Raw genomic sequence first — 12,371 nt, forward strand, 5'->3', positions numbered from 1 at the left:
GGCGAGTCGATTTCCAAACTCAACTCGATTAATCCGACACGATATCCAAAAAGAGTGAGCGAATAAAAAAATACGTATCCGAGAGACTTGGACAAGATCGAGTCAAAGTCACAGCAGATACGTATTTGAAAAAATAATGCGTATTCAAAACATAATTCTTGTTACATCGTAAAGATTTGGTGGGCAAAGTGTTTCCACCCACCATCAAAACTTTATAAATTAAGCGTTATCCAATTGAACCTTCCATCTCGAACTTAATCAAACGATTCATTTCAACCGCATATTCCATTGGAAGTTCTTTCGTAAACGGCTCTATGAAGCCCATAACGATCATTTCGGTTGCTTCTTGTTCAGAAATGCCGCGGCTCATTAAATAGAATAACTGCTCTTCTGATACTTTTGAAACCTTCGCTTCATGCTCTAGTGAGATGTTATCGTTCATGATTTCATTATATGGAATCGTATCGGATGTTGATTGATTATCCATAATTAACGTATCACATTCGATATTCGCACGAGCACCATCCGCTTTACGTCCAAATTGAACAATTCCACGGTACGTTACTTTTCCACCATGCTTAGAAATCGATTTTGACACGATGGTAGATGAAGTATTTGGTGCAAGGTGAATCATTTTTGCACCCGCATCTTGATGCTGGCCTTTTCCTGCAATCGCAATGGAAAGAGTCATGCCACGAGCGCCTTCCCCTTTTAAAATAACGGCTGGATATTTCATTGTTAATTTAGAGCCGATATTGCCGTCGATCCATTCCATCGTTGCATTTTCTTCACAAACGGCACGCTTTGTTACAAGGTTATAAACATTGTTTGCCCAGTTTTGAATTGTTGTATAACGGCAGTATGCACCTTTTTTAATAATAATCTCAACAACTGCACTATGAAGTGAGTTTGTTGTATAAACAGGAGCCGTACAGCCCTCAACATAATGAACATGTGCACCTTCATCAACAATGATTAATGTCCGTTCAAATTGACCCATGTTTTCTGAGTTAATTCGGAAATAAGCTTGTAAAGGTGTTTCCACTTTTATTCCCTTCGGAACATAAATGAAAGAACCACCAGACCATACAGCCGAGTTTAATGCAGCAAATTTATTATCTGTCGGAGGAATGACTTTCGCCCAATGTTCACGGAAAAGCTCTTCATTTTCACGTAAAGCAGAATCAGTATCTTTAAAAACAATTCCTTGTGCTTCAAGATCCTCTTGCATGTTATGATAAACAACCTCTGATTCGTATTGAGCAGAAACTCCTGCTAAATACTTTTGCTCAGCTTCTGGAATCCCTAGCTTGTCAAACGTTTGTTTAATTTCCTCTGGTACTTCATCCCATGAGCGCTCAGTTTTTTCAGATGGTTTGACATAATACGTAATTTCATCAAAGTTTAAAGACGATAAATCTCCGCCCCATTGTGGCATTGGCATACTATAGAAATGCTCCAATGATTTCAAGCGGAAGTCAAGCATCCATTGCGGTTCATTTTTCATTTTTGAAATTTCTTCAACGATCTCTTTCGTTAAACCGCGTTTTGATCGGAAAATGGAAACGTCTTTGTCGGCAAAACCATATTTGTAATCGCCAATTTCGGGCATTTTTTTTGCCATTGTCGTATTCCTCCATTCGTATTGAAAAGCGAAAGCGCCATTAGAACGATCAAAAGGTCCATTACTCCTGCTATTATTTTACACTTGCAGAAGCTTTCCTTTGTGGTCACCCCTCAATAATATAACATCGAGAGCAAGGCACTAAAGCTAGACATAAATTTTTCTTAACATTGATTATTCATTTTCTTTTAAACCTTTTTCCATGGCCTTCCATGCTAAAGTTGCACATTTAATTCTCGCTGGAAATTTTGCAACACCAGAAAGAGCTTCAATATCACCAAGGTCTAAATCACTGTCATAATCTTTTCCTTGCATCATTTGAGAAAAAACTTCTGAAAGCTTTAACGCCTCTTCAATATTTTTCCCTTTAATGGCTTGCGTCATCATGGAAGCTGATGACATCGAAATCGAACAGCCTTCCCCTTCAAATTTCGCGTCGACAACTTTTCCATCCTCAAGTTTTAATGTCAACTGAATGCGATCTCCACAAGTTGGATTATTCATATTGATAGTTAAACTATCATCTTCTAATACCCCTCTATTACGAGGTTTTTTATAATGATCCATAATTACTTGTCTATATAAGCTATCTAAATTATTAGAAGACATCGCTGAAATACTCCTTTGTTTTGACAAGCCCTTGTACAAGTTTGTCAATATCTTCTTCTGTATTATACAGATAGAAGCTTGCTCGTGCCGTTGATGAAACCTGCAGCCACTTCATTAATGGCTGCGCACAATGATGACCAGCACGAACAGCAATTCCTTCAGCATCTAATACAGTTGCTACATCATGAGGGTGAACATCTTCAAGATTAAAAGTGACAAGTCCAGCACGTTTCACTGAATCTTTCGGTCCATAAATCGTAATTCCCTCAATTTGCGTCATTTTTTCCATTGCATAAGCTGCTAGCTTGTGTTCATGTACTTCGATATTGTCTAATCCGACTTCCTCAAGGAAATCAATGGCTGCACCTAAACCAATTGCTCCTGCAATGATAGGTGTGCCTGCTTCGAATTTCCACGGAAGCTCTTTCCATGTCGATTCAAATAAACCTACAAAATCAATCATTTCGCCACCAAATTCTATTGGCTCCATCTTTTCAAGAAGGTGTTTCTTCCCATAAAGAACACCAATATCTGTAGGTGCACACATCTTATGTCCAGAGAAAGTAAAGAAATCACAATCTAGTTCTTGAACATCTACTTTAAGATGTGGAGTGCTTTGTGCGCCATCAACAACCATTATCGCACCATGCTCATGAGCTATTTTGGCAATATCCTTTATAGGGTTTATGACACCTAATACATTTGATACATGTACGATTGAAACGATTTTCGTATGATTCGTAATCGTCTCTTTCACATCATCAAGAGATATCGTTCCATCCTCTTGAAGTGGCAAATATTTAAGAATTGCTCCTGTATGTTTCGCCACTTGTTGCCAAGGAATAATATTACTATGATGCTCCATATATGAAATGACAATTTCGTCGCCTTCTTTTAAGTTCTCCCGAGCATAGCTTGTCGCAACTGTATTTAAGGCTGTTGTCGTTCCTCTTGTAAAAATAACTTCTTCCGTTGATTTAGCATTAATAAATTTACGTACTTTTTCTCTTGCACCTTCATAGTTGTCTGTCGCCCGTGTTCCTAGCGTATGAACACCTCTATGAACATTCGAGTTATATTCACGATAATATTTATCGACTGCCTCAATTACTTGTATAGGCTTTTGGGATGTTGCCGCACTGTCTAAATAAACAAGTGGGTGCCCATTGACTTCTTGATGTAAGATTGGAAACAATTGGCGAATTCCTTTAATGTCCATTATCTTACTTTCCTTTCAATTACTTCAACGAGTTGTTTCTTAACTCCTTCGATTGGAAGTGCATTAACAACTGGAGCAAGGAATCCGTGAATAACTAGACGTTCTGCTTCCGCCTTCGGAATTCCTCTACTCATTAAGTAATAAAGCTGGAGCGGATCTACACGGCCAACTGAAGCTGCATGGCCTGCTGTTACATCATCTTCATCAATTAATAAAATCGGATTTGCATCTCCACGTGCTTTTTCATTAAGCATAAGAACACGTGATGTTTGCTCAGCATTCGATTTTGTCGCACCATGTTCAATTTTTCCGATTCCATTAAAAATAGATGTAGCGGAATCCTTCATGACACCATGCTTCAAAATATGACCTTCTGTATTCTTTCCGAAGTGAACGACACTTGTTGTAAAGTTCTGTGTTTGATCGCCTCGGCCAACGACAACGGTTTTTGAAATTCCGAAAGAACCATCGCCCATTAAATTAGTCGTGTTCTCATAAACAGTGTCACTATCATTCATTAATCCAAGTGCCCATTCAATATGTGCATCTCTATCAGCAGTGCCTCGACGGTTTACATAGGCTGTAATTCCTTTTGCAAGTGTATCAACTGCACCAAATTGAATATTAGCATTTGCTTTTGCTATGACTTCTGTCACGATGTTAAATACACCGTTCGCAGATTCCATTGTTGAAACATAATTTTCCACATATGTGACAGAGCTATTTTCATCAGCAACGACAATCACATGGTTAAATAAATTCGTTTCTTCATTATCATGGATGTATATAGCTTGAATAGGATTTTTTACTTCTACATTTTTCGGAACATATAGGAAGGTGCCACCATTTAAGAAAGCTGCATGTAAAGCGGTTAAGCGATGCTCATCCACTTTTACGCCATCTTTCATGAAGTATTTCTGCAGTAGCTCTCCATGTTCTCTAGCTGCAGTGAAAATATCTGTAAAAATAACCCCTGTTTCTTGAAGCTCTTTTGAAACAGCCAAATAAGTCGGTCTGTTATTACGTTGAATATATAAATTTTGATCAGCAGCTTCGAGATTAACTAATGATTTAACTTCTTCAGGAAGTTCATTTAAAGAAGAAAAATCCTCGCTGCTAACAATATGTTTATCGAATTGAGTAAAATTCCATTTCGAAATATTTGTTTTGTCGGGCTTAGGCATTGGCAGATGGTCAGCTTTTTCAAGCGCATCAACACGAAGCTCTGTAAGCCATGCCGGTTCAGCCATGCTTTTTGAAAAGGAATTGATATATTCCTCTCCAAATGGAAGTTTTGTTTCTATTGACATAATGATCCTCCTAACAATTACGCTTCTTGACCAACTGTTTCATCTTCAATGCCAAGCTCTTGTTTAATCCAGTCATACCCTTCTGACTCTAAGCGCTGTGCAAGCTCAGGACCACCTGATTTTACAATGCGGCCTTGCATCATAACGTGCACATAGTCAGGAGTAATATAATTTAGAAGACGTTGATAGTGAGTAATAATTAAGCAGCCAAAGTCTTCTCCACGCATATCATTAATCCCTTTTGAAACGACCTTTAAGGCGTCAATATCTAGACCTGAATCAATTTCATCAAGAATAGCAATCTTCGGCTCGATCATCATAAGCTGTAAAATTTCATTGCGTTTTTTCTCTCCGCCTGAGAATCCTTCGTTCAAGTAGCGTTGTGCCATATCTTGATCCATCTCAAGGAAATCCATTTTGCTATCCATTTTTTTGATGAATTTCATTAATGAAATTTCATTACCTTCTTCAAGACGACTGTTGATGGCTGAACGTAAAAAGTCAGCATTTGTTACTCCAGTAATTTCGCTTGGATATTGCATTGCAAGGAATAGACCAGCACGTGCACGCTCATCAACTTCCATTTCTAGAACATCTTCTCCGTCTAAAATAACGGTTCCATCAGTTACTTCATACTTTGGGTGACCCATAATTGCAGAAGATAATGTAGATTTCCCTGTACCGTTTGGTCCCATAATGGCATGAATTTCTCCGCCTTTAATTTCAAGGTTCACACCTTTTAATATTTCTTTACCTTCAATCGAAACATGAAGATCATTGATCGTTAACTTAGAACCTGCCATAATAATACCTCCATCAATAAAAGAAGTTTTGTACATGCGACAAATATCGCAATCCTCTATTCTCATTTTATTCTCATTACAATCTTATAACAAATGAAATGTGATATCAACTCTTTCAGTCCTTTATCAAGCTTTTTATACTAAAATATATAATAAGTACTTCTGATTAATAAAATCACCGACGATGAAGCTTGAAAAATCAAAGTTTATCTATTCTAATACTACACTTCCCTATTATTTGAAAACAATGTCAACCACATTAGAATCCATGGCATTCAGGGCTAGAGCTTGTCCAGCCATTTAAATTGAAATATATAAAATGCTTATACAATAAAAAAAGGAATCATCATCGATGTCCCTTTTTCGCTTTTTTTAAGAATGTACTTTTCGCTCGAATTGAGCAACAATTTGCTGGCTTTTTAAATAATCTTGCTCACGTTTTTTTTCGATTAATAATCGAATATCTTGCTTTTGACAATACACTTGATAACCTACTCCATGGGCTCTATGCATTGCCTTTTCCATTTCGCCTGTATAATTAAGATGCAACTGGTTCAGAAAAACCAATCCCTTCGTCTTTGCGATTTAAATTACTTTTGCATTTTACACCGAAAATGGTCAAAATTCAAAGACGAAAAAGTGAAATTTTTTCTTTTTTTAAACGAATATTGCCGTTTAAAACGCTTACATCTATTATTTGCTTACAATCAGAAAAAAACGCTTATTTATGGTAGAAGTACAGAGCTTTAGAACCCCAATTATTATTTAATTTTTACATTATAATTCTTTACAAATATGCAAAAAAAGGGTATCCCAAAAATAAACACCCCAAAAGTCAGATTTTACTCTAACTTTTGGGGTGCAGTTCACTTTTAGGGACACCCTTTTTTATAAGATCCATTAACTTGACCGTTGATTTCCGTTTCAGGCGCTTCGCGCCTTCCACTACAATTAACTTAGTGCAAAAAATTAATTCTTCTTTCACTTCATCCAGGTGCCTGCCATCAAGTTTTTCTAATTAAAATGCAGGGACCACTGCACCATTATATTTTTCTTCAATAAAAGCTTTAATTTTATCAGAGTGAAGAACATCAATAAGTGCTTTGATTTCTTCACGGTTTTCATCACCCGCACGAACAGCGATAATATTCACGTATGGTGATTGGCTTCCTTCGATCGCGATTGAATCTTTTACTGGATTAATGCCAGCATCAATTGCATAGTTTGAGTTAATCACTACAGCATCGCCCTCATCATTATTATAAATTTGCGGTAATAAAGCTGGCTCATAATCTGCATCAAACTTTATCTTCTTCGGATTATCAACGATATCCTCAACTGTAGCACTTGCCTTATCTACTCCGTCTTTTAACTTAATAAGCCCTTCCGCTTCAAGAATGGCTAAAACACGACCATGGTCAGCGACAGAGTTACTTATAATAATATGTGCCCCTTCTGGAAGTTCACTTAAGCTTTTATACTTTTTAGAATATACGCCCATTGGTTCAATATGAACAGAGCCTGCATTGACGAAGTCATAGCCATTCTCTGCAATTTGACGTTCAAGATAAGGAATGTGTTGGAAATAGTTTGCATCTAATTCTTTCGATTCCAGTGCCTGATTTGGAAGCACATAATCTTGGAATGTAATGATCTCTAAATCAATTCCTTTTTCCTTCAATAGTGGTTTAGCTTCTTCAAGTATTTCAGCGTGTGGAACATTTGAAGCTCCAACCGTTAGCTTCGTAACTTCTGTTGTTTTGTCTTCCTCTTTTCCTGCATCACTCGCATTATTGCTTTCTTTTTCCTTTGCCGTTCCACATGCTGCAAGAACAAGGATAACTGTAAATGTTAATAAAAGGGATAACCATTTTTTCTTCATTTTGACCTCTCCTTATCGTTTATCTAATTTTGCTGTTATAAAATCACCAATAAATTGGATAATAAATACTATGATTAAAATGACAATGGTACAAACTAACGTGACATCAGTTCTAGTTCGTTGGAAGCCTTCAAGAAAGGCTAAACTTCCAAGTCCCCCAGCCCCGATAACACCTGCCATCGCCGTATAACCAACTAGTGCAATAGCAGTTACGGTAATTCCAGATACGAGGGCTGGCATCGATTCCGGCAAGAGAACTTTCCATATTATTGTTGTTGTCTTCGCGCCCATCGATTTCGCTGCTTCTAAAACACCTTTATCAATTTCCCTTAACGCAATCTCTACCATTCGTGCATAAAAGGGTGCAGCTCCGACAATTAATGCAGGAAGGGCAGCATTTTCCCCAATCATCGTTCCCACTAGAAGTTTAGTGAACGGAATTAAGAGAACAATTAAAATAAGGAAAGGAATCGACCTAAAAATATTTACAATTGCACTAATAATCTTATTAATTACTCCGTTTTCTAAAATATTTCCTTTTGATGTTAAAAATAATAATAACCCTAAGATAATTCCAAGTATAAATGTCGCAATGACTGAAATACTCGTCATATATAGTGTTTCGACCGTTGCTTCCCACATTTTCTCCCATTTCACATTTGGAAACCATTCATTAAGCATTCGGAATCACCTCCACTCCGACATGCTTAGAATGAATAAAGTCAATCGCTCTATTTATCTCTGCTTCTTCTCCGTCCAAATGGATGAATAATGAACCATATGATCCGTTTTGTGTTTGTGCTATTTTCCCATGAAGAATATTAACTGTAATCTTAAAATCTCTTATGAGCTGTGTAATTAACGGCTGCTCAACTGAATTTCCAATAAAGCTTAATTGTACGACTTGCCCATGTGGATATAATTTAAGAATTTGATCAATCGTATCCTTTGTTTCTTGAGGCTCAATTATTTGATGAACAAATCGTTTCGTAATATCTTGCTGAGGATTTTTAAAAACATCGATTACGGGACCAAGCTCCACAATTGTTCCTTCCTCCATTACTGCAACTCGGTGACATATTTTTCGAATTACTTGCATTTCATGTGTGATCAGGACAATGGTTAAACCTAATTGTTTATTAATATTAACTAATAGTTCAAGGATTGAATCCGTCGTTTCTGGGTCTAAAGCTGATGTTGCTTCATCACATAATAATACCTTCGGATTATTAGCAAGCGCCCTAGCAATCCCAACTCTTTGTTTTTGTCCCCCACTGAGCTGAGAAGGGTAAGCATCTTCTCGCCCTTCAAGGCCTACTAGTCTAATAAGTTCATCGACCCTTTGTGCTCTTTGTTTTTTCGGTATTCCTGCAATTTCTAAAGGAAAGGCAATATTTTGCCTTACCGTCCGTGACCAAAGTAAGTTAAAATGCTGAAAAATCATACTTATCTCTTGTCGAGCCTTTCTCAGCATATCCCCTTTAATTTTTGAGATTTCTTTATCAGCAACGATAATGGAGCCGTTCGTTGGTATTTCAAGTCCATTTAACATTCGAATTAATGTACTTTTCCCTGCACCGCTATACCCGATAACGCCAAATATTTCCCCTTTACTAATCTCAAGATTCACATTTTGTACAGCCTTAACTTGACCTTGTTTAGAAGAATACACTTTTTCGGCATCTTTTATTGAAATCATTATTTATACACCTTCTTCAACATCCGATTCGATACGATTTCAGTTATTTTTCCCTCTTATGAGAGGAATATAAAAAGCCTTTCCGACATGAGCAGAAAGGCATACAAATACATTGTCCTTTCTCTCATCTCCCAAAGCTATTATGCTTTGCGTGAATTGGCACCATTTCAACTTAATGACGGTTGCCGGGCTTCATAGGGCACTTCCCTCGACCTCTCTTGATAAGAGCATACATGACTATATTCAATTAACACTTTACATTGTTATACATAAAACATTTATGCTTACAATCGTATCATGGACATGAAAAAGGTGTCAATGGTAAAATTTCGTATGAGTAAAGCTTACATTTGCTTTTATTGATTAACTTTCAATGACGTTCTCCCTGTTGCCGCCTCAATTGCCTGTTCTAAATCATCAATTAAATCTTCAACATGCTCGATTCCAATTGACAGACGAATTAAATCTTCTGAAACTCCAGCTGCTTTTAATCCTTCAGCATCTAATTGTTGATGGGTTGTGCTTGCTGGGTGGATGACTAAGCTCTTTGCATCGCCAACATTGGCGACATGTGCCCATAGCTCTAGGTGATTGATAAAGCTTGCACCTGCTTCTCTTCCTCCTGTAATCCCAAAGACGACAATGGATCCTGCCCCTTTAGGCAAATATTTATCTACTAACGGCTTATCAGGTGATTGATCATGACCCGGATATAAAACCCATTCAACTGCTGGATGCGCCTCTAAATATTCAACAATTTTCTTCGTGTTTGCCACATGCTCCTTAATACGTACATGTAGAGTTTCGAGTCCGAGACTAAATTGGAATGCGTTTTGTGGGCTAAGGGCTGGACCTAAATCTCTTAGCAATTGAACTCTAGCCTTAATTATATAGGCGACAGGACCGAGAGCTTCACTATAAACAAGATTATGGTAGCTTGGATCTGGCTCTACAAATCCTGGGAACTTCGGTGAATTCCAATCGAATTTACCACCATCAACAATTACACCACCTAAAGTCGTTCCGTTACCAACAAGCCATTTTGTCGCTGAGTGAATGACAATGTCTGCACCATATTCAATTGGTCTGCATAAGTAAGGAGTTGCAAATGTATTATCAATTATTAATGGAATCCCATTTTCATGCGCGATTCCGGCAACCTTTTCAATATCAAGTACTTTAAGGCTTGGATTGCCAATTGTTTCAGCATAGACAGCTTTTGTTTTTTCTGTAATTGCTTTGCGGAAGTTTTCTGGGTCGTCTGGATTCACAAACTTCACCGTAATTCCGTACTTCGGAAGAGTTACCGCAAATAAGTTATATGTTCCTCCATATAAATTGGATGCTGACACAATTTCATCCCCAGCTTGAGCAAGATTTAAAATCGCTAATGTAATAGCTGCTTGCCCACTGGCTACGGCTAATGCACCTACCCCGCCTTCTAACAGTGCAATCCGCTCTTCAAAAACGGTTACTGTTGGATTGTGAATCCTTGTATATATATAACCAGGCTCCTTTAGACTAAATAGATTAGCTGCATGTTCTGTATTCTTAAATTGGTACGCATTATTTTGATAAATTGGAACTGCTCTGGCACCTGTTACTGGATCTGGTTGCAATCCCCCGTGAACACCAAGTGTTTCAAACCGATAATTTTTTTGCTTCTCCGTCATTTTCACTCTCTCCCTTTTTACTATAATAAATTCCTGTCTTACTTGCCTAATCCATATCTCTTTCATAGAAAAAATAAAAACCCTCTTCATAAGAAGAGGGTAGTATCGCATCTCTCCTTATCTTCCAGAGCAAATGCTCTGCTGGAATTAGCACCGTGTAAATTACCGGTTGCCGGGCTTCGTCGGGCCAGTCCCTCCGCCTCTCTTGATAAGAATATTCAATTTATTTACTCGAGTAATTAAAGTGATACTAACATAAGTCAAAATAAAAGGTCAATAGCTATTTTAATTTTTTCTGACTAAATTGATTTGAATTGTCGTCTTTACTTGCCAAAATAAATAATGATTCTAAAAATAGGATTTTTCGAAAGGTTGAGCTTGCGGAAATTTGTCCATTTTTTACTGCTGTCCGCAACTTTTCTCTACCGGTTAAAATAGAGGCAATGCTAGCAAAGGAGCCTGAGAGTATTACATTCTCTAAATTCCCCATATTAGGATGGGGTGAAATGGAGATATCTCCCTTCGAAAATAAAAGCGTAACCGATTCCGTGTCAGTTTGAATAACGGATGTAAAGGCAGCATCCTTTAAAAAAAGGATAATATGATCCTTTGATTTCACATCGTTAATAAATGATGCAACCAGCTTTTTCATTCGTCACACCTCAACCACTCAGGTTTTCTACTCATTCACACTCCCTTATCTATTCAACAAGAATTAAAATCTTCCTCCCTCTTTTTTCCGATAAAGTAAATATATGCTTTGCGTTTATGCACCTCGACTTTTTTCAGCAATACCTTTCATTTCCCGAGAAATATGTCATTTTGTTAAAGCAAGTTTTTAATTTTCTCAGCTAAATAAGGAACTGAATGAAAAGCATATATTTTTTCTACAAGCTGTCCATCTTTAAAGACAATTAAACAAGGTACACTTTCTATCTCCCATAATTCTGCAAAATAAGGAAGATAATTTAAATCCGCTTTCCCCATTTCAATATGTGGCAAAAGCTCTGTGACAACTGAAAGCATTTTTCCTGCTAACTGGCATGTCCCACATAATGGTGTATATAAATATAACAAACATATTTTGTTCTTCTGTAAAGATTTGACAATTACTTCATGTGACCATTCCTGCAAATTCTATCATCCTCTATCCAAAAACTTTGTATAAACATCAATATTTGCCCCTAATAGAATGGTTGCTAAATGGTGTTCTGGAGCTGTAGCAACTTCTCGATACATGCGATCAATATAGAGGTGCTCCGCCTCTGGAAATTCCCTTTTAAACTGTTTACGCAGTTTTTCTCCTGCTGCATCGGCATCTACCAAAATAAATACTTGCTTTTCCATTAATGAATCAATTAATTCATCTAGCTTTGAAATGCTAATTGTTCCGTTCGTACAAATAATCTCAATTGGCTCACTCACAATTTCTTTTACTTTTAATTTATCTGATTTTCCTTCTACAATGATAACCTTATCTAGGAATTCTTCATTCATTTTTATCACCTGGGCGACAGTTGTAGTTTAAATCATTTTCAGATTGCAGCAAATT

Annotated in this window: 13 protein-coding genes and 2 riboswitches; all 13 genes read right to left on the reverse strand. The window is 37.2% G+C overall.

Annotated elements, in window-relative coordinates; all coding sequences use genetic code 11:
• Positions 1–226 precede the first annotated feature (226 nt).
• Positions 227–1,624 (reverse strand): Fe-S cluster assembly protein SufB, encoded by a 1,398-nt coding sequence (gene sufB / locus KDN24_RS21750; RefSeq protein WP_409974146.1) that lies wholly within the window; start codon positions 1,622–1,624, stop codon positions 227–229.
• 174 nt (positions 1,625–1,798) lie between these two features.
• Positions 1,799–2,233: a Fe-S cluster assembly sulfur transfer protein SufU gene (sufU, locus tag KDN24_RS21755; RefSeq protein WP_409974145.1), complete on the reverse strand. Its 435-nt coding sequence runs from the start codon at positions 2,231–2,233 to the stop codon at positions 1,799–1,801.
• The gene (locus tag KDN24_RS21760) at positions 2,223–3,452 is read right to left on the reverse strand and encodes a cysteine desulfurase (RefSeq protein ID WP_409974144.1); all 1,230 of its coding nucleotides are present in this window, start codon (positions 3,450–3,452) and stop codon (positions 2,223–2,225) included. The genes sufU and KDN24_RS21760 overlap by 11 nt, the downstream gene beginning before the upstream one ends.
• A complete protein-coding gene (gene sufD, locus KDN24_RS21765) occupies positions 3,452–4,762 on the reverse strand; it encodes a Fe-S cluster assembly protein SufD (protein ID WP_409974143.1) in 1,311 nt (436 codons plus the stop codon). The genes KDN24_RS21760 and sufD overlap by 1 nt, the downstream gene beginning before the upstream one ends.
• Before the next feature lie 17 nt (positions 4,763–4,779).
• On the reverse strand, positions 4,780–5,565 hold the full coding sequence (gene sufC, locus KDN24_RS21770; RefSeq protein WP_409974142.1) for a Fe-S cluster assembly ATPase SufC: 786 nt from the start codon (positions 5,563–5,565) through the stop codon (positions 4,780–4,782).
• A gap of 372 nt (positions 5,566–5,937) precedes the next feature.
• Positions 5,938–6,090, reverse strand: a complete 153-nt coding sequence (locus KDN24_RS21775; RefSeq protein WP_409974141.1) for a YuzK family famiily protein — start codon at positions 6,088–6,090, stop codon at positions 5,938–5,940.
• 493 nt (positions 6,091–6,583) lie between these two features.
• Complete coding sequence (locus KDN24_RS21780; RefSeq protein ID WP_409974140.1) at positions 6,584–7,447, reverse strand: MetQ/NlpA family ABC transporter substrate-binding protein; 864 nt, start codon at positions 7,445–7,447, stop codon at positions 6,584–6,586.
• Positions 7,448–7,459: 12 nt separating this feature from the next.
• Positions 7,460–8,128, reverse strand: a complete 669-nt coding sequence (locus KDN24_RS21785) for a methionine ABC transporter permease (protein WP_409974139.1) — start codon at positions 8,126–8,128, stop codon at positions 7,460–7,462.
• On the reverse strand, positions 8,121–9,146 hold the full coding sequence (locus KDN24_RS21790) for a methionine ABC transporter ATP-binding protein (RefSeq protein WP_409974138.1): 1,026 nt from the start codon (positions 9,144–9,146) through the stop codon (positions 8,121–8,123). The genes KDN24_RS21785 and KDN24_RS21790 overlap by 8 nt, the downstream gene beginning before the upstream one ends.
• Positions 9,147–9,267: 121 nt before the next feature.
• Positions 9,268–9,374, reverse strand: a riboswitch (SAM riboswitch).
• Positions 9,375–9,502: 128 nt separating this feature from the next.
• The gene (locus KDN24_RS21795) at positions 9,503–10,819 is read right to left on the reverse strand and encodes an O-acetylhomoserine aminocarboxypropyltransferase/cysteine synthase family protein (protein ID WP_409974137.1); all 1,317 of its coding nucleotides are present in this window, start codon (positions 10,817–10,819) and stop codon (positions 9,503–9,505) included.
• Positions 10,820–10,933: 114 nt separating this feature from the next.
• Positions 10,934–11,034: riboswitch (SAM riboswitch) on the reverse strand.
• A 65-nt stretch (positions 11,035–11,099) separates the two neighbouring features.
• Complete coding sequence (locus KDN24_RS21800) at positions 11,100–11,471, reverse strand: hypothetical protein (RefSeq protein WP_409974136.1); 372 nt, start codon at positions 11,469–11,471, stop codon at positions 11,100–11,102.
• A 173-nt stretch (positions 11,472–11,644) separates the two neighbouring features.
• Positions 11,645–11,953 (reverse strand): thioredoxin family protein, encoded by a 309-nt coding sequence (locus tag KDN24_RS21805; protein WP_409974135.1) that lies wholly within the window; start codon positions 11,951–11,953, stop codon positions 11,645–11,647.
• 6 nt (positions 11,954–11,959) lie between these two features.
• Positions 11,960–12,316, reverse strand: a complete 357-nt coding sequence (locus KDN24_RS21810; protein WP_409974134.1) for a toprim domain-containing protein — start codon at positions 12,314–12,316, stop codon at positions 11,960–11,962.
• Positions 12,317–12,371: the final 55 nt, after the last annotated feature.

The sequence above is a fragment of the Cytobacillus sp. Bva_UNVM-123 genome (assembly GCF_046351715.2).
Lineage (GTDB): Bacteria > Bacillota > Bacilli > Bacillales > Cytobacillaceae > Cytobacillus.